This is a genomic window from Asanoa hainanensis (genome assembly GCF_900188485.1).
GTDB classification, from domain to species: domain Bacteria; phylum Actinomycetota; class Actinomycetes; order Mycobacteriales; family Micromonosporaceae; genus Asanoa; species Asanoa hainanensis.
The window spans coordinates 103,186-124,107 of the sequence record NZ_FZPH01000010.1 but is presented as its reverse complement, the minus strand read 5'-3'; the positions used below and the strand labels follow the sequence as shown (position 1 = coordinate 124,107).

The 20,922-nt window shown below is 69.8% G+C and carries 19 protein-coding genes; 4 read left to right on the top strand and 15 right to left on the bottom strand.

Going from position 1 to position 20,922, the window contains the following annotated elements:
- Window positions 1-313: 313 nt before the first annotated feature.
- From CHC05_RS23715 to eccB, 3 genes are all read right to left on the bottom strand, one after another.
- A complete protein-coding gene (locus CHC05_RS23715) occupies window positions 314-607 on the bottom strand; it encodes a WXG100 family type VII secretion target (RefSeq protein WP_089252795.1) in 294 nt (97 codons plus the stop codon).
- Between the two features lie 12 nt (window positions 608-619).
- Window positions 620-937, bottom strand: a complete 318-nt coding sequence (locus CHC05_RS23710) for a WXG100 family type VII secretion target (protein WP_089252485.1) — start codon at window positions 935-937, stop codon at window positions 620-622.
- A 133-nt stretch (window positions 938-1,070) separates the two neighbouring features.
- On the bottom strand, window positions 1,071-2,411 hold the full coding sequence (eccB, locus tag CHC05_RS23705; RefSeq protein WP_089252483.1) for a type VII secretion protein EccB: 1,341 nt from the start codon (window positions 2,409-2,411) through the stop codon (window positions 1,071-1,073).
- Between the two features lie 77 nt (window positions 2,412-2,488).
- Between eccB and CHC05_RS23700 the strand changes: the two genes are divergently transcribed.
- The 4 genes from CHC05_RS23700 to rarD all read left to right on the top strand — a co-directional run bounded on the left by CHC05_RS23700 (window position 2,489) and on the right by rarD (window position 6,908).
- Entirely contained in the window at window positions 2,489-4,924 is a 2,436-nt protein-coding gene (locus CHC05_RS23700) for a hypothetical protein (protein ID WP_144022734.1), read from the top strand.
- Window positions 4,925-4,964: 40 nt separating this feature from the next.
- The gene (locus tag CHC05_RS23695; RefSeq protein WP_089252479.1) at window positions 4,965-5,351 is read left to right on the top strand and encodes a phage holin family protein; all 387 of its coding nucleotides are present in this window, start codon (window positions 4,965-4,967) and stop codon (window positions 5,349-5,351) included.
- A 223-nt stretch (window positions 5,352-5,574) separates the two neighbouring features.
- Window positions 5,575-5,988, top strand: a complete 414-nt coding sequence (locus CHC05_RS23690; protein ID WP_245871193.1) for a GNAT family N-acetyltransferase — start codon at window positions 5,575-5,577, stop codon at window positions 5,986-5,988.
- Window positions 5,985-6,908: an EamA family transporter RarD gene (gene rarD / locus CHC05_RS23685; protein WP_089252475.1), complete on the top strand. Its 924-nt coding sequence runs from the start codon at window positions 5,985-5,987 to the stop codon at window positions 6,906-6,908. Before CHC05_RS23690 ends, rarD begins: the two co-directional genes overlap by 4 nt.
- Here rarD and CHC05_RS23680 read toward each other — a convergent pair whose 3' ends face one another.
- From CHC05_RS23680 to CHC05_RS23625, 12 genes are all read right to left on the bottom strand, one after another.
- Complete coding sequence (locus tag CHC05_RS23680; protein WP_089252473.1) at window positions 6,909-7,634, bottom strand: anti-sigma factor family protein; 726 nt, start codon at window positions 7,632-7,634, stop codon at window positions 6,909-6,911.
- Window positions 7,631-8,125 carry a sigma-70 family RNA polymerase sigma factor gene (locus CHC05_RS23675; protein ID WP_245871192.1) on the bottom strand — a complete coding sequence of 165 codons (495 nt, stop codon included), beginning with the start codon at window positions 8,123-8,125 and terminating at the stop codon, window positions 7,631-7,633. Before CHC05_RS23675 ends, CHC05_RS23680 begins: the two co-directional genes overlap by 4 nt.
- Before the next feature lie 80 nt (window positions 8,126-8,205).
- A complete protein-coding gene (locus CHC05_RS23670; protein ID WP_089252793.1) occupies window positions 8,206-9,000 on the bottom strand; it encodes an IclR family transcriptional regulator in 795 nt (264 codons plus the stop codon).
- Between the two features lie 288 nt (window positions 9,001-9,288).
- Complete coding sequence (locus CHC05_RS23665) at window positions 9,289-10,287, bottom strand: polyprenyl synthetase family protein (protein ID WP_425426842.1); 999 nt, start codon at window positions 10,285-10,287, stop codon at window positions 9,289-9,291.
- A gap of 144 nt (window positions 10,288-10,431) precedes the next feature.
- Complete coding sequence (nuoN, locus tag CHC05_RS23660) at window positions 10,432-11,994, bottom strand: NADH-quinone oxidoreductase subunit NuoN (protein ID WP_089252467.1); 1,563 nt, start codon at window positions 11,992-11,994, stop codon at window positions 10,432-10,434.
- Entirely contained in the window at window positions 11,991-13,526 is a 1,536-nt protein-coding gene (locus tag CHC05_RS23655) for an NADH-quinone oxidoreductase subunit M (protein WP_089252465.1), read from the bottom strand. The genes nuoN and CHC05_RS23655 overlap by 4 nt, the downstream gene beginning before the upstream one ends.
- A 2-nt stretch (window positions 13,527-13,528) precedes the next feature.
- Complete coding sequence (gene nuoL / locus CHC05_RS23650; RefSeq protein WP_089252463.1) at window positions 13,529-15,448, bottom strand: NADH-quinone oxidoreductase subunit L; 1,920 nt, start codon at window positions 15,446-15,448, stop codon at window positions 13,529-13,531.
- 13 nt (window positions 15,449-15,461) lie between these two features.
- Entirely contained in the window at window positions 15,462-15,761 is a 300-nt protein-coding gene (nuoK, locus tag CHC05_RS23645; protein WP_089252461.1) for an NADH-quinone oxidoreductase subunit NuoK, read from the bottom strand.
- Entirely contained in the window at window positions 15,758-16,519 is a 762-nt protein-coding gene (locus tag CHC05_RS23640; protein WP_089252459.1) for an NADH-quinone oxidoreductase subunit J, read from the bottom strand. Before CHC05_RS23640 ends, nuoK begins: the two co-directional genes overlap by 4 nt.
- Window positions 16,516-17,097: an NADH-quinone oxidoreductase subunit NuoI gene (gene nuoI / locus CHC05_RS23635; protein ID WP_089252457.1), complete on the bottom strand. Its 582-nt coding sequence runs from the start codon at window positions 17,095-17,097 to the stop codon at window positions 16,516-16,518. Before nuoI ends, CHC05_RS23640 begins: the two co-directional genes overlap by 4 nt.
- A gap of 1 nt (window position 17,098) precedes the next feature.
- Window positions 17,099-18,487, bottom strand: a complete 1,389-nt coding sequence (nuoH, locus tag CHC05_RS23630) for an NADH-quinone oxidoreductase subunit NuoH (protein ID WP_089252455.1) — start codon at window positions 18,485-18,487, stop codon at window positions 17,099-17,101.
- Complete coding sequence (locus CHC05_RS23625; protein ID WP_089252453.1) at window positions 18,484-20,922, bottom strand: NADH-quinone oxidoreductase subunit G; 2,439 nt, start codon at window positions 20,920-20,922, stop codon at window positions 18,484-18,486. The genes nuoH and CHC05_RS23625 overlap by 4 nt, the downstream gene beginning before the upstream one ends.

Genomic DNA, 20,922 nt, shown 5'->3' with positions numbered 1-20,922 from the left:
GCACCACGTCCCTTCGCGACCGTAGTCGCCGCCGCCTTCTCCCTGCCAATCGTCATCTTGCCAGTTGCCTAGGTCTCCGTCACCGTCCCCGCCAACGCACACGGGCACGCTCCGAACCGCGTCCTGGCGACCCGCTCCGGTGACCGCACGGACCCTTCGTCCGCGCCCGGCCCACCGGACCTGGCAACCAGCACCGGCGTGACGCTAGCGGTAGTTGACCGCGACGTGGATGCAGATCACCCGCAACGCCGCGACCGGGTGACAAGCGGCACGGACTTTCTGGACACCACGGACGTCCGCGCCTCTCGTCCGTTCACTGAAAGAGACTGGTGTTCCTCTTTTCCGTGCTCAGGTAGTCGGCCGCGGAGTCGTCCAGCGCCCGCTTGATGTCGCGGAGCATCGACTGCAGGTCCGCGGAGGCGGTGCGCCAGCGGGACTGGCGTTGGTCGTAGGCCTGCCTGGCCTCGCCGTCCCACGTGGCGATGAGCGGCGCGGCATCGCGCTCGAGCTGGCCGAGCTGGGTGTCGAGGGTGTTGAGCGCCCTTTGAATATCGGCGCTGGCCTGCTGCAGCGCGGGAAAGTTGACGACCAGAACGTCGTCGTTCATCACGGCTCTCCTTTACAACGGCAGCTGGATGCCGCGGTTGGTGATGGCGATCCGGCTCGCGGCATCGCCGTCCGCGGCCTCGTAGTGTCTGCCGGCGCTGCGGATCGCCCCGGCCGTTTCGCGCAGGGCGCGCTGCATCGCGGCCTGGTCCTGCGACCACTGCTGTTTGACCTGCTCGAACGAGCGGCCACCCGCTCCACGCCAAGCCGTCTGCAGGACGGCTAGCTCGGCCATGAGGCTGGTCAGCATGCTTTGTAGCGTCTGGTCGACCTGCTCGAACCTGGCCGCCGTCTGCTGCATCACCGCCGCCTGGGCCTGGGTCTGGGACACCCGGACGTCACCCCGCTATCACGTCGAAGTTGGCGAATGTCTCGCATGCCGTCGCTGACGCTAGACCCCCAGGGCACACGTTCGGTAGCCCTGGGAACACCGACTGTGGACAACTTTCTGCCTGTGGATAACCTCAAATCGGCTCCCTCGCCCGGGCAGGATCAAGGGATGCACTCTCTTCGATCAAGGCGACCACCGCCGACGGCAGGCGCAGCGGCCGCACGCCGGCATAGCCGAGCATCGCCGGCGTCTCCGCACCCACCAGCACGTGCCGGCGGCCGAGGTCCGTGACGATGCTGACCGTCCCGCCGGTCCGGCCGTCATCCGCGACCGCCTCCACGAGGGCGGCCCGGCCTGGGGGCACGACCACGTAGTCTGCGCCGCCGCCACGCCGTGATCTGACGGCATCCGCCACATCAGGCAGGTCGGCATCGACCACGACGTCGGCGACGCCGCGGCCGTCACGCACCTCGGCGCACAACGCACGCCCGACCGACTCGACGAGGGAAGGGGTCACCGTGGGCACGAGCCCGTCCGGCACCAGATCCGGCACCTTGGCGGTGTTTGCCAGCAGTCCTTGGCTCAGGTCCGTGGGCCCGTCCTGCCGAGCGGCCGTCAACAGCAGGTCGGCCTGCACCTGCGTGATGCCGGCGAGGCCGTCGCGCAATGCCACCGCATACTGCCGCCCGCCGCCCTGGCTGGTCACGACGAAGACCTCACCGATCAGTGCGGTTGGCACGCCAGGGGAAGGCTCGCCGGCTCCGGCGATGCGGGGCACCGCCAGGTCAGCACCTGCCGGCAACGCGTCCAACAACACTGGGGCGGGCAGGACCGGCGCGGTCGTCCAGCCGAGCGCGGTCAACGCGAGGCGCGGGTCGCGCACCCGATAACGATGACCTTGCCACACGAGATGCAGGGAGCCGTCCGAATGTCGCGCCAGCAGCCCGCGATCACCCAGTGGCGTGCCACCCGCACCCGGCGCACCGACGAGCAGAGCCGAACCAGGCCCGGGCAGTGCGCAGACGGTCCACGGTGGACCGAGCAGGCGGCCCGCTGCCGGCAGCGAGTCCGGCGCATCCGCGATGCCCAGAGTGCCGCCCCTCGGCACGTCCTCGATGGAGCGGCGCGACACCAGCACCGTCTTCGGCCGAGGCGCACCGACCGCGAGCAACGCCGACGCGTAGTTGACGGCCAGGTGCAGCCTGCCCTCGCGATAGACGTAGCGGGCACCCGACTCCCGCTCGACGATCACCGCGGAGGTGTCACGCCACGCGGTGCTGCCGCTGTCGACGAGCGCGCCATATACGACGAATCCCGCCAAGGCGATCGCCGCCACGAGCACCCCGGCCAGGGTCGCGCCGGCCGCCCGCCGAAACGGCGGCTGCTCAGGGTCCGTCTCACGCATGACCAGGGCCGACACCACGCGCTGCACCATGAACTGGTGCGACTGCAGCTGGTCCTGCCGCGACGGCATCAAGTCTCCCTTGTGGGCAGTGGCGGCCCTAGGATGCGGTGGGTAACCGCGCCGAATACGGAGGGGAGGCTACCGCGATGACATCGACGACGGTGGACCCCTCGCGAAAGCCCGTTCTGGCCGCTCCACAATGGATGCGTATTCGGGCCGGGCAGGTGGTCGCCGCCCAGGCAGCGGTCGCTCTGGTTCTGGCGGCTGCCGGCCGCGGCCCGCTCCTGGTCAGCGCCGCCGGCGTGGTCGCCGCCATGGTGTTCGTCGTCGCTTTTGCCCGTGTACGCGACCGGTGGCTGTTCCAGTGGCTGGCAGCGGGCGTCCGATACGCGACACGACGGCACGTATTGCCGGCACAGACCGCGCCAGGCGACCTGATCCGTTTCCTGGTGCCCGACCTGGCCACGACGCCCGACGGCGGCTTCGTCGACGCGGACGGGCTCGTGGCCGTCTTCGAGCTGGACCAGCCCGTCCTCGCGACAGCGCCCTTCGCGCTACCTGACATCACGGGCCTGGTCGACATCGCGGGCCCGGTCGACCAGGTTGCCGACCCGCCGCAAGCCAGGCTGGACCTACTGATCGCCGCCGACCGGCCGCGAATGGCCCGCACCGCCGCGGCGGCGTCCTACCGGCAGTTGACCCAGGACAGCGTGCTGGCGCAGTGCCGGATCTTCGTCGTCCTCCGCGTGGTGCGGCCGCCGGGATGGTCGAACACGGCGCTACGTCCGACGATGTCCAGCATCAGCCGCCGGGTCGCGCGGAGGATCGGCCCCCACCGCCGCCTCGACCGCGACGACGCGCTGGCCACGGTGGCCGAGCTCGCCCACCACGACGGCCGATCCCGCGTCGGCGACCGCTGGCCGTTCGTCACGATCGGCGGGCTGTGGCAGGCGTGCTACCGCATGACGCTTCCCAACCCGCCGGGCGAGGAGAGCTCGGCACACCGGGCGCGGGTCGTGGGCCGGCTGCTCGGCCTCCCGGCAGCCGCCACGACCGTGTCGGCCGCCGTCACCGCCGCTCCGGACGTGGTTCTGCGAGTCCGCCTCGCCGGCGAGTCGCCACAACATCTCGCACACGCGGATCAGGCTCTTGGTCAACTCGCGGCCGCAGCGGGTGCGGCCGTCCAGCGCCTCGACGGCGATCACCGCTGCGCGGTCGCCGAAACGCTGCCGTTCGCCGGCCACTCGGCGACGCTGGGCCTGCCAACCCGCGGCAAGCGGACTCTCCTGCCGAGATCCACCAGGGCGGTCGCACCCGAGAGCCCATCGACGCCCGGCAACCCCGGCCGGCCAAGACCGAGCCCGCGGCCCCGGAGAGGGTCGAGCCAGCCCGCGGGCCCGGTCGAGGTCGCACCAGCGAGCGAGGCGTTGCCACCCGCCGGGATGGTGTTGGGCTACGACCGGCACGGCGCCCCGTTGGTCGCGCGGCTGTTCCGGCCAACTGGCACCCGGATCGTCGTGGTGGGTGCCCTACCGACGGCACAGATCTTCGCGCTGCGCGCGCTGGCGTTGGGCGCCCGCATCGACGTGCGGACACGCAGGTGGGCCGGCTGGCACGAGTTCGCCGAAGAGCTTGGCGCGGCGAGCGGAGCCATGACCGTCACCCCGGACGCCGAGCCGCTCCAACGCTGGGCTCGATCCCGCGGCGCGCCACTCACCCGAGAACCAACCGCAAGCTCCTCAGCCGCCCAACCACCCACGGCCCGACCGCAAACGACGTCATCGCTAGCGGCCCGACCAGCCACGGCCCGACTACAGACGACGCCACCGCCATCTGCCCCCCGGTCAGACGGCCACGGGCCAGGCGCGGGACAGCCACGCACAGACTGGCCAAGCACGGGCTGGCGCGGATCGGCGGGCGCGGTAGGCACGGGCCGGCCCGGCTCGGCCCAGTTGAGCTCGAGTGATTCGGGCGCTTCGCCGACGGCGTCGGAGCCCTCGTTGACGATTGTCGACGTTGCCACCCGTGGTACTTCAGCCCGCCTGGAGAGCTCCGCCCACCCGGAAAGCCCAACCCACGTTGACGGCGTCGAGCGCGACGCCGGTGGAAAGACGGCCGGCGGAGGTAAACCCGACCCGCGTGCCGCTCGTTCGGCGAGACGACATGTGCTCGAGGTGGGCAACGAGGACGAGGCCGATGACGGTCCAGCGGTCGACAACCAGACCGCCGTCGCGGACCCGGGCCAGCGATGGCGGGCCGTGCTGACCGTGCGGGACGAGCTAACCGAAACGGACGTCGAGCTGCTCACGGCCGCGGACCTGGTCGTGTTGGGGCCTCTTGGGCCGGGGGAGGCGGCCATCGCCGCCGGCGCTCTCGGGTTCGGCGCGGCCACCGAATGGCTGAGCCGGATCCGTGCCGACATGGTGGCGGTCATCAGCGGTGACTCGTTGCGGTGGGCGGTGTTGGCGGCGACGCCGATCGAGCAGTCGGTGATCGGGCCGGCTACCGACTGGCACGATGCGGCAACACCGAACGACGTCGATGCGTTGCAGTCTGTGACCAGGTCTGGGAACTCACTGTGAGGGGGCGACTAGCGGCGATCTCCATGGCACTATGCCGCGCATGGGTTTCATGAAAGGTGTTGTTGTCAGGCTGCTGGCCACGGCGTTCGCGTTCTGGCTGGCGACTCTGATCATTCCCGGCATCACGCTGGACACCGACTCGACCGGTCAGGTGGTGCTGACCGTCATTCTGGTCGCGGTGATCTTCGGTGTGGTCAACGCCGTGCTGCAGCCGATCATCAAGACGCTCGGGTGTGGGCTTTACATCCTGACCCTCGGGCTGATCGCGATCGTCGTCAACGCGTTGCTGTTCATGCTGACGGGGTGGATCGCCGAGCAGGTCGACCTGCCGTTCGACGTCGAGAGCTTCTGGCCCGCGGCGGTGCTGGGCGCGCTGTTCGTGAGCCTCGTCACCTGGGTGCTCGGCCTGATCTTCGATCGGGACTGATCGCGCCGGCAAAAGGCTAGGAAAAGGGCCCTTAACAGGGCCGCGAGCACCGCATTGGCCCGCGACCGTCGATCGGTCGCGGGCTAACGTCGGCTGCGTGGACACGACCACCAGGGCCGGCGCGCGCCCAACCGCACCCACCGACGGCACCGCCAACGGCGGCGCCACGGGCACCGCCGCGGCGTCTGACGTTCCGGTCTGGAGCGAGGTTCGAGGCGGGCATCTGCTCTCGTCGGACCCCAGCCAGATCGACGTCGACCGGGTCTACCGCTGGCTCTCGACAGACTCCTACTGGGCCGCCAACCGCCCCCGCGACATCGTCGAGCGCTCCCTAGAAAACTCCATCGCCCTGGGCGTCTATCGCACCGACGACCAGACCCAGGTCGCGTTCGCCCGGATCGTTACCGACCGGGCAACCTTCGGCTGGTTGTGTGACGTCTACGTCGACAACGACGAGCGGGGTCACGGCCTGGGGACCTGGCTCGCCGAGACCGCACGTGACCTGCTCGCCGACATCGGAGTCCTGCGGATCATCCTGGCGACGAAGGACGCGCACGGGGTCTACGCCAAAGCCGGCTTCGTGCCGGTCGCCCGACCGGACCGGTGGATGGAGATCGACCGGCGGAACACCCCATGACCGAACTGCGCAAGGGATACCTGTTCGGCCTCGGCGCGTACCTCCTCTGGGGGTTCATGCCGATCTACATCAAGCAACTGCACCAGGCCGGCTCCGTCGAGATCCTCGCCCACCGCGTGGTCTGGTCCGTGGTGCTGGTCGCGTTGATCCTGCTCGCCCTGCGCCGCGGGAAACAGCTGCTGGCATTACTGAAACGACCCCGCGCCCTCGCCGCCATCGCCTTCGCCGCCACCCTGCTCGCCGTCAACTGGTGGATGTACATCTACGGCGTCAACAGCGACCGCGTCGTCGAGACCGCCCTCGGTTACTTCATCAATCCCCTGGTCACCGTCGTCCTCGGCGTGACAGTGCTCAGGGAGCGGCTCAGGCCACTGCAGTGGCTGGCAGTCGGCATCGGGGCCGGGGCCGTCGCGGTGCTCACGATCGACTACGGGCGGCTGCCGTACATCGCGCTCACCCTGGCCGTCAGCTTCGGCGGCTACGGACTCGTGAAGAAGCGGCTCAGGCTCGCCGCGGCGGAGGGGCTCCTGGTCGAGTCCGGCGTCCTCGCGCTGCCCTGCCTCGCCTACCTGCTCTACCTGACCAGCACCCCGACCAGCACCTTCGGCGACGACGCGCACATCACGATCCTGCTGGTCCTCGCGGGCGCGGTCACCGCCATCCCACTGCTCTTCTTCGCCGGCGCCGCCAACCGGATCCCGTTGACCGCGCTCGGCATCCTCCAGTACCTGACACCGAGCCTGCAGCTCGCCCTCGGCGTCTTCCTCTACCACGAGCCGATGCCACCGGCCCGGCTCGCCGGCTTCGCCCTGGTCTGGCTCGCGCTGATCGTCTTCACCGCCGACGGCCTCCGCACGGCACGACGCACGGCCCGCGCGAACAAAGCCGAACGACAAGAGCTGGCAAACGCGACGACCTAGCTAAGGCACGTCGTACGCCAGCAGCGCTGTCCCGTCGTACCGCGTCAGCTCCAACCGGACCAGTTCCCGCCCGGTGAACCGCGTCGCGCCGTTCATCTCGACCGTCTCACCGGCGGCGGCCACCCACGAGCCGACCTGCTCCTTGGCCCCGTCGGCGCCGTGGGCCACGAGCCGGAACGTCCACGACTTCGAGCTGTCCCCACCGGCCTTGTACGTGCACCGCATGCTGATCTCGGTGCCCCACTTGGTGCCGTTGATGCCGATCTCGGCGGTGATCGGCACCGTGTTGCCGACGGGCTGCATGGCGACCAGCTTGCCGGTGATCTGCGTGCCCCGAGCGGCGACGGACCCGGCGCCCGCGCGGCCACCGAACCAGCCGGCGTCGACGCCCGCGACCCCGACTCCGACCACGGCCGCGAGCCCGGCCGCGAGAAGCACTGCGCCCACCCGCCGCCGCCGGCGAAGAACCAGCGAACGCCGCCGTTCGTCGCCGACCCGCGTGAGCAAAGAAGGCAGCCGGTCCGGCGGAGGCGAAGCAGCGGACAGATCCAGTTGGTCCGGATCGGCCAGCCGTCCGAGCAGGCCGGGCAGCACCGCGATCTCCGCGACCGCCTCCCGGCACGCCGGGCAGCCGGCGAGGTGCCGTTCGTACTCGGCTCGTTCGCTCGGCGACAGGGCACCCAGAACGTAGGAGCCGTCGTCGAGCGCGTGCGGGCAGTTCGTCACTGGGTCACCCCCATCTCCTCCAGTACGAGGCGCAACGAGCGCAGCGCGTAGTGCGTGCGCGACTTCACCGTGCCTGGTGGCACGCCCAGCCGGACGGCGGCCTCGGCGACCGAGCGTCCCTGGTAGAAACATTCGACGATGACGTCGCGATGCGCGGGCGACAAGCGGCCCAACGCCTCCGCGACCGTCCACGCCTCGACCGCCCGGTCGGCCTCGTCGACCTCCGGCGGCGGCTCGGGCAGGTCGTCGGTCACCACCTCGCCGACCCGCGACGTCCGCCGGCGCCACGCGTCGATGGCGAGGTGTCGTGCGGTAGTGAACAGCCACGCCCGCACGGAGCCGCGCTCCGGGTCGAGCGCCTCCGGATGGCGCCACGCCCGCAGCATCGTCTCCTGCACCAGGTCTTCGGCCCGTTGCCGGTCGCCGCTCACCAACCGCAGCGCGTGCGCGAAGAGTGCGTCTCCGTGCTCTTCGTTGAGCGCGCGCAGCAGCTCAGCGTCGTCGTCGGCCAAGCTCCCGGCCTCCCCTGATCTGTGTCCAACCTGGTGCACGTGCGGCAAGCGGCAGCGGTTCAGCCGTTTCCGTTGTCTGGTGCACCCAATGCGTCGGAGACCGTGCGGGCGACCGCCAGCAGCTTCGCCCGGACCACGCGGGCGGACGTCATCATCTCCGCCGCCGGCAACGCGCAGGCGAGCACGACCCGGCGCTCCATGTCGCGGTCAGGCGTGACGATGACGGCCGCGCAGGCCACTCCGGGTCGGTATTGCCCCATTTCGAGGTGCATGCCACGGCGTTCGCCGGCGGCCAGGTCACTCTCGAAGGCCTCGGTCGTCGTCAGCGTCTGCGGCGTGAACGGGCGCATCCCGTACTCCCGGAGGTAGCGGAACCGCTGATCGGGCGTCAGCGTGGCCAGCAGGGCCTTCCCCAACGCCGTCGCGTGCGCTCCCTCGTCGAAGCCGGGGACCATTTCCTCCAGGTACGGTGACCGCGGTCCCTCCGCCGACGCGGTGATGGCGACCTGTCCGCCGACGAAGCGGCCGAGAAAATGGCTGTAGCCCGTGTCGACGGCCGCCTTGCGCAGCGCGTCGCCGACCGCGGGTGGCCCGCGGAACGCGGCCACGAGCTCGCGGTAGCGGTCGGCGACCTCGAGCCCGACGATGTAGGTGCCGTCCTCCCGGCGGATGACGTAGCCCTCATAGGCCAGCGTCCGCACCAGGTGGTAGGTGGTCGCGACGGTGAGCTCGCACCGGCGAGCGACCTGCTTGACGGTCAGACCTTTCGGCGCCCGACCCACGGCTTCCAGCACGCGTAGGGCGCGGGAAACGCTGCGGATCAGATCCGATGGTTCTGCCAGAGGGTCGCGCACACCCACCTCCGCGGGCCGGGGCTTACACCATATGAAAAAGCTCCGGTCCGCGAAATGCCTGTTGGTATCGAGAACGCCAAATTCATCGACACGGAGCGTCGATGCGCCCGATACGCGGAGTTCGTACGCTCGGTTTGTCGCACAGCAGACGAAGTGGAGAACAAGATCAAGATGTCCCGGGTTCGCGACGGACCTGACCGTTGCTCCCGCCGGAGACCGCTCGCTGACGCGTCGCTGCCAGGCTCGCGGTTGGTCACCGGACCTTTACTGTCAGCGCGACTGGAACCCTCAACCAGTGCGGTCCGCGATGAAGTCGCAGAGCGACTCCAACGCCGCCCGGGTGGGGTTGGCAGGCAACGGCGTGAGCCGATCCCGCGCCTCTTCCGCGTAGCTGCGGACCGTCTCGCGGGCCTGCTTCATCGCCGACGACTCGCGCAGCAGGCACAGCGCCTCGGCGTGGAGCTCGTCGTCCGTGACCGGGCCGGCGGCCAGGATCTCCCGCAGCCGGGCCGCCGCCGGGGAAGCGTCGTCGGAGGCCAGCGCGAACAGCACCGGCAACGTCGGCACGCCCTCGCGCAGGTCGGTGCCCGGCGTCTTGCCGCTCTGCTCGGACTCGGACGCGATGTCGAGCAGGTCGTCGGAGAGCTGGAACGCGATGCCCATCTTCTCGCCGTAGCGGGCCAGCGCCTCGGTCGCCTCCGGACCGGCACCACCGAACATGCCGCCGAACCGGGCCGAGGTGGCGATCAGCGAGCCGGTCTTCTCGGCCAGGACGTCGAGGTAGTGCGCGACCGGGTCCGTGCCGGGCCGCGGGCCGACCGTCTCGGCGATCTGGCCGTGCACCAGCCGCGCGAACGTGCGCGCCTGCAGCCGGACGGCCTCGGTGCCGAGATCAGCGGCCAGGTCGGCGGCCCGGGCGAACAGGTAGTCGCCGACCAGGATGGCCACCGAGTTGGTCCACCGGGAGTTCGCACTGCGCACGCCGCGCCGCACGGGCGCCTCGTCCATCACGTCGTCGTGGTAGAGCGTCGCCAGGTGCGTCAGCTCCATCACCACCGCGGCCGGCACCACCATCGGCGCCGTCGGGTCACCGAACTGCGCGCCGAGCGCGACCAGCAGCGGCCGGAACCGCTTGCCGCCGGCCTCGACGAGATGCCGCGCGGCTTCCGTGACCATCGGGTCGGCACTCGTCACGCACGTGCGCAACTCGTCTTCGACCGCGGCCAGGACCCCACGCGCCGACGCTTCGACCTCTGGATCGACAAAGTCGAGCCCGATCGACGTCAGCTCTTGCGCCCCCCTCACCACGTAACCCACGATGCCACACCGCGAAATCGACTCAGCGCGCGGAGGTCCCTGGGGAGCACCGGCGTGGCAGGCAGAAACAGCAGATGGGGGCCGCGAAAGCGACCCCCATCCAGCGAAACGGGATTATCGGATGAACTGCGCAGCGGTGTCCGACAGGTTGAGCAGCGGTGCCGGCGCCACACCGAGCACCAGGGTCGCCGCGACACCGATCACGAGGGCCGCGGCGGTCAGCGCACCGGGCACGGCGATCGTCGGAGTCGTCTCACCCGGCTCGGAGAGCCACATCATGACCACCACGCGCAGGTACGGGAACGCGAGGATCATGCTCGTCACCACGCCGGCGATCACCAGCCAGGTCTGCCCACCGTCCAGCGCCGCCCCGAACACCGCGAACTTGCTGATGAAGCCACTGGTGAGCGGGATGCCGGCGAAGGCCAGCAGGATGAACGTGAAGACACCCGCGAACACCGGCGAGCGGCGGCCCAGGCCGGCCCAGCGGGACAGGTGGGTGGCCTCCCCGTCGGCGTCGCGGACCAGGGTCACCACCGCGAACGCGGCGATCACCGTGAAGCCGTACGCCACCAGGTAGAACATCGTGCTGGAGATGCCACCGCGGACCCCGGCGAGCACGCCGACCAGCAGATAGCCGGCGTTGGCGATCGACGAGTAGGCCAGCAGTCGCTTGAGGTCGGTCTGCGTCACGGCGAGCACCGCACCGACCAGCATGGTCAGGATCGCGATCGCGCCGAGCACCGGGGTGAAGTCCCAACGCGCGCCGTCGAAGGCGACGTAGAGCACCCGCAGCAGGGCACCGAACGCGGCGACCTTGGTGCAGGCGGCCATGAAGCCCGTGACCGGCGTCGGCGCGCCCTGGTAGACGTCCGGCGTCCACACGTGGAACGGCGCCGCGGCCGCCTTGAACAGCAGGCCGATCGCGATCATCGCCAGGCCGGCGAAGAGCAGCGCGCGGTTGGCCGGGGACGCGGTCGCCGCGGCGTGGATGGTGGCGAAGTCGACGCCGCCGGCCTGCCGGCCCGGGGCCGCCTCGACCGACGCCGTGAAGCCGTAGACCAGCGCGACACCGAACAGGAAGAACGCCGACGCGTACGCGCCGAGCATGAAGTACTTGAGTGCCGCTTCCTGGCTGACCAGGCGCCGGCGGCGAGCCAGCGCACACATCAGGTAGAGCGGGAGCGAGAGCACCTCGAGCGCGATGAACATCGTCAGCAGGTCGTTGGCCGAGACGAAGAGCATCATGCCGCCGATGGCGAACGTGGCCAGCGGGTAGACCTCGGTCGCGCCGTCGGCGTGCGCCGCCTGCTTGCGGTCGTCCTCGGAGCCCACGGTGATCGCCGCCTGCGCGACGAACGGGCCGCCCTTCTCCAGCGCCCGCTCGCCGATCAGCAGCACCGACATGATGGCCAGCACGATGATCGAGCCCTGCAGGAACAGCGCCGGGCCGTCGATCGCGATCGCCTGACCGGCGGTCACCACCCGGGTGTCGGCCTGGGTGATCAGCACGACCAGCGCCGCGACCAGACCGGTCAGCGCCAGCACGAGCTGGGTCAGGTAGCGACCGCGCTTCGGTACGAACGCCTCGACGAGGATTCCGACCGCCGCCACGCCGAACACGATGAGGATCGGCGCGATCGCGGCGTAGTCGAAGTCCGGGAACTTGATCGTCATTTGACTGCTGCCTCCGTGGTGGTGCCGGAGATGGGGGCCGGATCCGACTTGCCCACGTCTTGCATGGTCGCCTGGACGGCGGGGTTGATCACGTCGGTGACCGGCTTCGGGTAGAAGCCGAGGAACAGGATCAGCAGGATCAGCGGTGCGACCACGACCTTCTCCCGCACCGTGAGGTCACGCCGCATGCGTGGCTCGTCGAGCAGCGCCGGGTTCAGGTTGCCCTGCGTCGTCCGCTGCACCATCCAGAGCACGTACGCGGCCGCCAGGATGATGCCGAGCGTCGCGATCACCGCCACCGGCTTGTTGACGGTGAAGGTGCCGATCAGCACCAGGAACTCCGAGACGAACGGCGCCGTGCCGGGCAGGGCCAGCGAGGCCAGACCGGCGAAGAACAGCACGCCCGCCAGCACGGGCACCAGCTTGCCGGCGCCGCCGAAGTCGCGGATGTTCTGCGAGCCGCGGCGCGCGACCAGCATGCCGACCACGAGGAACAGCAGGCCGGTGGCCAGGCCGTGGTTGAGCATGTAGAGCACCGCGCCGGTGCCGGCCTGGGTGGTGAAGGCGAAGATGCCCACGCCGATGAAACCGAAGTGCGCGATCGAGGTGTACGACACCAGGCGCTTGAGGTCGTTCTGGCCGATCGCCAGCAGGGCGGCGTAGATGATGCCGATCACGGCCAGCGCGATCGCCCAGGGCGCGAACCAGCGCGACGCCTCCGGGAACAGCGGGAGGCAGTAGCGCAGGATGCCGAACGTGCCGACCTTGTCGAGCACGCCGACCAGCAGCGCGGCGGCGCCCGCGGGAGCGGCGCCACCGGCGTCCGGCAGCCAGGTGTGGAACGGGAAGAACGGCGCCTTGATGGCGAAGGCGATGAAGAAGCCGAGGAACAGCCAGCGACCGGTGTTGGTGGCGAAGTCGCTGTTGATCAGCGTCGCCCAGTCGAAGGTGTGCCCGCCGACCACCCACAGGCCGATCACGGCGGCCAGCATGAACAGGCCGCCGACCAGCGAGTAGAGGAAGAACTTCACGGCCGCGTACTGCCGCTGGTGTCCGCCGAAGCTGCCGATCAGGAAGTACATCGGCACGAGCATGACTTCGAAGAACACGTAGAACAGGAAGATGTCGGCGGCCGCGAAGACGCCGATCATCGTGAACTCGAGGACCAGCAGCAGCGCGAAGTACGTCGGGATGCTGCGCTTGCTCTTGTCGGCGTCGTGCCACGACGCCAGGATCACGATCGGCACCAGCACGGTGACCATCAGCAGCATGACGAGCGCGATGCCGTCGACCGCGAAGGTGAACCGGGCGTCCCAGGTCGGGATCCACTCGTACGACTCGCGGAGCTGGAGCCGGTCGCCGCCCGCCTGGAAGGCGATCCACATGACCACCGACAGCACGAAGACCACCAGTGACCAGGCCAGCGCCACGATCTTGGCCGTCTCCGGCTTCGACTTCGGCAGGCACCAGACGACGATCGCGCCGAGCAGCGGCAACCCCGTCAGCACCGTCAAATACGGGAAGTCCTGCATCGCTAGCTCAGCCATCCCATCTGCACGGCGACGAACGCGGCGACCACGAGCAGCGCGCCGGCCATCATTGACATCGCATAGGACCGGACGAAGCCGGTCTGCAGCCGGCGCAACCGGCCGGAGCCGCCGCCGACCGCGGCCGCGAGGCCGTTGACCGCGCCGTCGATGCCCCGGTTGTCGAGGAACACCAGCGCGCGGGTCAGGAAGATGCCGGGCTTCTCGAAGACGATCTCGTTGAAGGCATCGGCGTAGAGGTTGCGGCGGGCCGCGGTGACGACCACGCCGGCCGGCTGCTCGACGATCGCGGTGCCGCGCCGGAACAGCAGGTAGGCCAGGCCGATGCCGGCGAAGGTGAGCACCAGCGAGAGCGTGGTGATCACCCCGTGCGACATGACCGGGTGCAGGTCGTGCGCTTCCTCGGGCAGCGGCGGTTCGAGCCACTTGGCGACCGGGCTGGCCATCAGGCCACCGGCGATCGCGGAGCCGATCGCGAGCAGCACCAGCGGCCCGACCATGATCGGTGGCGACTCGTGCGGGTGGTCGATGTCCTCGGTCCACCGCTTCGGCCCGAGGAAGGTGAGCACCCAGAGCCGGGTCATGTAGAACGCGGTGAGCCCGGCGCCGAGCAGGGCGGCCCAGCCGTACAGCCAGGCGGTCCAGCCCTCCCGCTCGAAGGCGGCGACGATGATCGGCTCCTTGGTGAAGAAGCCGGAGAAGCCCGGGAAGCCGACGATCGCCAGCCAGCCGGCGGTGAACGTGCCGAACGTCCACGGCATCAGCTTCCACAGCCCACCGAAGCGGCGGATGTTGACCTGGTCCTTCATGCCGTGCATGACCGAGCCGGCACCGAGGAACATGTTGGCCTTGAAGAAGCCGTGTGCGAGCAGGTGGATGATCGCCAGCGCGTACGCGCCGCCACCCAGACCGACGCCCAGGAACATGTAGCCGATCTGCGAGACCGTCGACCAGGCCAGGACGCGCTTGATGTCGTCCTTGGCCGCGCCGATGATGCAGCCGATCAGCAGCGTCAGCGCACCGACGCTGACCACGACGGTCTGCAGCACCTCGTTGGCCGAGAAGATCGCGTTGGACCGGGCGATCAGGTAGACGCCCGCGGTCACCATCGTGGCCGCGTGGATCAGGGCCGAGACCGGGGTCGGGCCCTCCATCGCGTCCGGCAACCACGCCTGCAGCGGGAACTGGCCGGACTTGCCGGTCGCGCCGAGCAGGAGCAGCAGGCCCATCAGCAGCACGACGGTCGACGACAGGCCGCCGACGCCGTTGAACACGTCCTCGTAGTTCGTCGAGCCGAGGTAGGCGAACATCGTGAAGATCGCGATGACCAGGCCGGCGTCGCCGACGCGGTTCATCAGGAACGCCTTCTTGCCCGCGGTCGCCGCGGCCGGGCGCGTGTACCAGAACGAGATCAGCAGGTACGACGCCAGACCGACACCCTCCCAGCCGAGGAAGAGCATCACGTAGTTGTTGCCGAGGACCAGCAGCAACATCGCGGCGGCGAAGAGGTTGAAGTAGCCGAAGAACGTGTGCCTGCGCTCGTCGTGCGCCATGTAGCCGACCGCGTACAGGTGGATCAGGAAACCCACACCCGTGATCAGCAGGCAGAAGACGGCGGCCAGCGGGTCGAACAGCAGACCGACGTCAACCTTGAGGTTGCCGACCGAGATGAACTCCCACAGGTTGCGCTCCACAGCCCGGTTGGGCTGGTCGCGCAGCGAGAAGAAGTAGATCAGCGTCAACACGAAGGAAGCGCCGATGGCCGCTGTGCCGAGCCAGTGCGCGAACTTCGCGCTCCGGCGCCCGAGCAGCAGGATGACCGCCGCGCTCACCAGCGGGATGGCGATGAGCAGCCACACGCTGCCCAGTACGCCCGTCGCTTGGGCGTACTCGATCGTCTGTTCCACGAATGCGGCCCCTCTAGTACTTCAGCAGGTTCGCGTCGTCGACGCTCGCCGAGCGTCGCGTCCGGAAGATCGTCATGATGATCGCCAGACCGACCACGACCTCCGCCGCGGCGACGACCATGACAAAGAACGCGATGATCTGGCCGTTGAGGTTGCCGTTGATCCGGCTGAACGTGACCAGAGTCAGGTTGGCCGAGTTGAGCATCAGCTCGATGCACATGAAGAGCACGATCGCGTTGCGGCGGATCAACACGCCGACGGCGCCGATCGTGAACAGGATGCCGGCCAGCACCAGGTAGTAGCTCGGGTTCATTTCTCGGTGCCCTTCGGGGCGGTCTCGCGCGGGCTGAGCTCACGCGTCGGGAGGATCTCGGGGATGCTTCCCCGGCTGAGCGTGCCGTCGGGCAGCCGCGCCGGGGTGGCGACCGAGTCTGAGGTGGCGTACACGCCGGGGCCCGCCTTCGACCCAGGGTGGTTGCCGGCGCGGAAGCGCAGCCGCATGAGGTCCGGCTGGCCCAGCCGCTCGCTCTTCGGCTTGTGGATGTGCGCCAGCACCATCGCGCCCACCGCAGCGGTGATCAGCAGCGCCGAGGTTGCTTCGAAGGCGAACACGTAGTTCGTGAACAGCAGCGCCGCGATGCCCTGGACGTTGCCGTCGCGGTTCGCGGCCTCCAGGCCCACCGCCGTCGTGTCGCTGACCGCGCGGGCGACCAGCGTGCCGACCAGGCCGGCGAAGCCGAGCCCCACCAGGACGGCCGCCACTCGCTGCCCGCGCAACGTCTCGATCAGCGAGTCCGAGGCGTCCCGGCCGACCAGCATCAGCACGAACAGGAACAGCATCATGATCGCGCCGGTGTAGACGATGATCTGCACCATGCCGATGAACGGACCGGCCTGCACGACGTAGAAGACGCCGAGGCAGAGCATGGTCAGCACCAGCCAGAGCGCCGAGTGCACGGCGTTGCGGGCCGCCACCATGCCGATCGCGCCGAGCAGCGCGAGCGGGGCGAGGATCCAGAAGGTCACCGCCTCACCGGTGGTGACCGTCGCCGCCAACGCGATGTTGGTCATGACGCCTCTCCAGTCGCGTCCTTGGTGCCGGTCTCCGACCAGGGCGCCTTCTCGGCGCCGGCCGAGGTGCCCGGGTTGGTCAGCGCACCGACGTAGTAGTCCTTCTCGGTGTCGCCCAGCCGCATCGGGTGCGGCGGCTGTTCCATGCCGGGCAGCAGCGGCGCGAGCAGCTGCTCCTTGGTGAAGATCAGGTCCTGGCGGGAGTCGCGGGCGAGCTCGTACTCGTTGCTCATGGTCAGCGAACGGGTCGGGCACGCCTCGATACACAGCCCGCAGAAGATGCACCGGGCATAGTTGATCTGGTAGATGCTGGCGTACCGCTCACCGGGCGAGAAGCGCTGCTCGTCGGTGTTGTCGCCACCCTCGACGTAGATCGCGTCGGCCGGGCAGGCCCAGGCGCACAGCTCGCACCCGATGCACTTCTCCAGCCCGTCCGGGTGCCGGTTGAGGATGTGTCGGCCGTGGTAGCGCGGTGCCGCCGGAGCCGGCTCGAACGGGTAGTCGGTCGTCACGATCTTGCGGAACATGTGCGAGAACGTGACGCCGAAGCCCTTGAACGTGCCCGTGATGGCGCCCATCTCAGCCTTCCTTCTCTTCGGACGTGGTGGACTCGATGACGTCGGGTGCGCCACCGCCCACGTTGGCCGGCTGCCGCTCCGCCACCTGCCGGCGGGCCCGCGGGCTCGGCGGCACCACGAGGTCCATCGGCGGCAGCGGGAAACTGCCCTGCGGCCGCTGGTTGACCTGTTCCTGCAGCGAGACCTGCGGACCCTTCTTGCGGTCCGGCAGGAGCAGCGTGATCAGCAGGACCACGACCAGCGCGCCGCCGATGATCCCCCAGCGCACCGCGTCGTTGTTCTCCTTCTGCAGCACCCGGATGCCGGCCAGCGCGAGGATCCAGACCAGGTTGATCGGCAGCAGGACGCGCCAGCCGAGCCGCATGAACTGGTCGTAGCGCAGCCGGGGCAGCGTGCCGCGGAGCCAGACGAAGACGAAGACCAGCAGGATGACCTTGGCGAAGAACCAGATCAGGCCGAACCAACCCTCGTTGGCACCGGACCAGATGCTGATCGGCCAGGGCGCGCGCCAGCCGCCGAGGAACAGCGTCGTGGCGACCGCGGAGACGGTCACCATGTTGACGTACTCCGCGAGCATGAACAGCGCGAACTTCAGCGAGCTGTACTCGGTCATGAAGCCGGCGACCAGCTCGGACTCCGCCTCGGGCAGGTCGAACGGCGCACGGTTGGTCTCACCGACCGCGGAGATGAAGTAGATGACGAAGCTCGGCAGCAGCAGGATCGCGTACCAGCCGGGCGCGAAGAACTCGAAGCCGCCGAGCGAGGCGCTCCGGTCGCTGCCTGCCTGGGCCGCGACGATGCCGCTGGTCGACATCGTGCCGGCGGTCATGAACACCGCGACGATCGACAGGCCCATCGCGACCTCGTACGAGATCATCTGGGCGCTCGACCGCAGGCCACCGAGCAGCGGGTACGTCGAGCCCGAGGCCCAACCGCCCAGCACGATGCCGTAGATGCCCATCGAGGACGCGGCCAGGATCACCAGCACGGCGACCGAGACGTCGGTGACCTGCAGCGGCGTCTGGTGGCCGAAGATGCTCACCATCGGGCCGAACGGGATGACCGACAGGGCGGTCACCGCGCAGATCACCGAGATCGTCGGCGCGAAGAAGTAGACGACCTTGTCTGCGGCCTTCGGGAGGATGTCCTCCTTGAAGGCCATCTTCAGGCCGTCGGCCAGCGTCTGCAGCAGGCCGAGCGGGCCGACCTGGTTGGGGCCGGGCCGCACCTGCATGAAGCCGACGACGCGCCGCTCGAACCAGACGCCGAGCAGCGTCGCGAGCACCGCGAAGACGAACGCGAAGACAATCTTGATGAGCGCGATCCACCAGGGATCGTGCCCGAAGTCGGACAGCGTCGGGTCCTGCGCGAGGTACACCGCAGGCGTCATCGAACCCCTCCAGCCGAGATCGAGACGACCGCGCCGGAGGTGACGCCGAGCGTCCGCCGGGTGGTCGAACCGGGCGAGTTGGTCGGCAGCCAGACGACGCCGGCCGGCATGTCCGTGATCATCGCCGGCAGCGTCACCGCACCGCGGCCGGTGCCGACCGTGACCGCCTCGCCGTCGGCGACACCGATCGCCTCGGCGGTGGCCTTGTCGAGCCGGACCACCGGCGGGCGGGCCGTGCCGGCCAGCTCCTCGTTGCCGTCGAGCAGGCTGCCCAGGTCGATGAGCTGGTGCCAGGTCGCCAGCACCGCCTCGCCGTCGCCGGGCTCGACCACGTCGGTCGGCTCGTGCCGCGGCGCCAGCGGGCGGTCGGCCCGGGTCACCGGGAGGCCGCCGAGCTCGCGGCGGACCGTGTTGACGTCGGCGGTGCCGAGCGTGACGCCCAGCGCGGCGGCGAGCGCGTCGAGCACGCGGCCGTCGTTCATCGACTCGGTCGGCAGCACCGCCTCGAAGGTCCGCAGCCGGCCCTCCCAGTCGAGGAAGCTGCCGGCCTTCTCCGCGACCGGCGAGACCGGGAAGACCACGTCGGCGCGGCGGCTGACCGCGCTGAGCCGGACCTCCAGGCTGACCAGGAACGGCACCGCGTCGAGGGCCTGCTCTGCGAGCTTGGGGTCGGACAGATCGGCCGGGTCGACGCCGGCCACGACCAGCGCGCCGAGTCGGCCACCGGCCGCGGCCACCAGCATCGCGTCGGTGTCGCGACCGGCCTCGCTCGGGATGACGAAGGCGGCCACGTCCCAGGCGCTGGCCAGTTCGGCCCGCGCCGCCGCGTCGCTGGCCAGCCGGCCACCGGGCAGCAGGTTCGGCAGGCAGCCCGCGTCGACCGCGCCGCGGTCACCCGCGCGCCGCGGCACCCAGGCCAGCTTCGCGCCCGTGCGCTCCGCCAGCGCCGCGGCGGCCGACAGGCCGCCGGGCACCGAGGCCAGCCGCTCGCCGACGAGCAGCAGCGCGCCCGGCGCCTTGAGCGCCTCGGCGACCACGTCGTGCTCGGCGAGCACGCGCGCCTCCTCGCCCGGGATGATCCGGGCGACCTTGGCGCCGAGCTTCTCCAGGCCCCGCGTCACGTACGGCGAGAGCGCGTAGATCGGCAGCTTGCGCTTGGTGAACTGCTTGCGCAGGCGGAGGAAGAGGATCGGCGACTCCTCCTCGGGCTCCAGCCCGACGATGACCACCGCCGGCGCCGAGTCGATGTCGCTGTAGGTGACCTCGGTGGTGCCGACGACTGAGGAGGCCAGGAACTCCGTCTCCTCGACCGACAGCGGCCGCGAGCGGAAGTCGATGTCGTTCGTGCCCAGGGCGACCCGGGCGAACTTGGCGTACGCGTAGGCGTCCTCGACGGTCAGCCGGCCGCCGGTCAGCACGCCGACGCCGTTGGCACCGTCGCGAGCGGCGCGCAGCCCCTCGGCGGCGACGCTCAGCGCCTCGCTCCAGGACGCCTCACGCAGTTCGCCGCTGGCCGCGTCGCGGACCAGCGGCGTGGTGAGCCGGTCGGTGGCGGTCGCGTAGCGGAAGCCCCAGCGACCCTTGTCGCAGTTCCACTCCTCGTTGACGGCCGCGTCGTCGCCGGCCAGGCGGCGGAGCACCTTGCCGCGCCGGTGGTCGGTGCGCATGCTGCAACCCGAGGCGCAGTGCTCGCAGGTCGACGGCGAGGACACCAGGTCGAACGGCCGTGACCGGAACCGGTACTGCGAACCGGTCAGCGCGCCGACCGGGCAGATCTGCACCGTGTTGCCGGAGAAGTAGGAGTTGAAGGGAACGTCGCCCTCGGCCTCCTCACCGGCGTCACCGGAGTAGACCTCGTCGCGGTAGACGTTGATCTCTTCGTTGCTGCTGCGGTTCATCAGGTCGATGAACTTGTCGCCCGCGATCTCCTCGGAGAACCGGGTGCAGCGCTGGCAGAGCACGCACCGCTCGCGGTCCAGCAGGACCTGCGAGGAGATGTTGATCGGCTTGGGGTATTCCCGTTTGTGCTCGTGGAACCGCGAGTCGGCCCGGCCGGTCGACATCGCCTGGTTCTGCAGCGGGCACTCACCGCCCTTGTCGCACATCGGGCAGTCGAGCGGGTGGTTGATCAGGAGCAGCTCCATGATGCCCTCCTGCGCCTTCTTGGCGACCGGAGAGCTGAGCTGGGTCTTGACCACCATGCCGTCGGCGACCGCCTGGGTGCAGGAGGCGACCGGCTTGCGCTGCCCCTCGACCTCGACCAGGCACTGCCGGCAGGCGCCCGCGGGCGCCAGCAGCGGGTGGTCGCAGAACCGCGGGATCGCGATGCCGAGCTGCTCGGCGACGCGGATGAGCAGCGTCCCCTTCGGCGCGGTCACCTCGACGCCGTCGATGGTCAGCGTGACCTCGTCGGCCTTCTTGGCTACATCCGTCAT

Excerpts from the sequence above, each read along its gene's own strand:
- CHC05_RS23715 (WP_089252795.1), bottom strand. The coding sequence starts at position 607 with ATGAACGACGACGTTCTGGTCGTCAACTTTCCCGCGCTGCAGCAGGCC.
- eccB (WP_089252483.1), bottom strand. The coding sequence starts at position 2,411 with ATGCCGTCGCGGCAGGACCAGCTGCAGTCGCACCAGTTCATGGTGCAG.
- CHC05_RS23700 (WP_144022734.1), top strand. The coding sequence starts at position 2,489 with ATGACATCGACGACGGTGGACCCCTCGCGAAAGCCCGTTCTGGCCGCT.
- CHC05_RS23695 (WP_089252479.1), top strand. The coding sequence starts at position 4,965 with ATGGGTTTCATGAAAGGTGTTGTTGTCAGGCTGCTGGCCACGGCGTTC.
- rarD (WP_089252475.1), top strand. The coding sequence starts at position 5,985 with ATGACCGAACTGCGCAAGGGATACCTGTTCGGCCTCGGCGCGTACCTC.
- nuoN (WP_089252467.1), bottom strand. The coding sequence starts at position 11,994 with ATGACGATCAAGTTCCCGGACTTCGACTACGCCGCGATCGCGCCGATC.
- CHC05_RS23655 (WP_089252465.1), bottom strand. The coding sequence starts at position 13,526 with ATGCAGGACTTCCCGTATTTGACGGTGCTGACGGGGTTGCCGCTGCTC.
- nuoK (WP_089252461.1), bottom strand. The coding sequence starts at position 15,761 with ATGAACCCGAGCTACTACCTGGTGCTGGCCGGCATCCTGTTCACGATC.
- CHC05_RS23640 (WP_089252459.1), bottom strand. The coding sequence starts at position 16,519 with ATGACCAACATCGCGTTGGCGGCGACGGTCACCACCGGTGAGGCGGTG.
- nuoI (WP_089252457.1), bottom strand. The coding sequence starts at position 17,097 with ATGGGCGCCATCACGGGCACGTTCAAGGGCTTCGGCGTCACGTTCTCG.
- nuoH (WP_089252455.1), bottom strand. The coding sequence starts at position 18,487 with ATGACGCCTGCGGTGTACCTCGCGCAGGACCCGACGCTGTCCGACTTC.
- CHC05_RS23625 (WP_089252453.1), bottom strand. The coding sequence starts at position 20,922 with ATGACGGATGTAGCCAAGAAGGCCGACGAGGTCACGCTGACCATCGAC.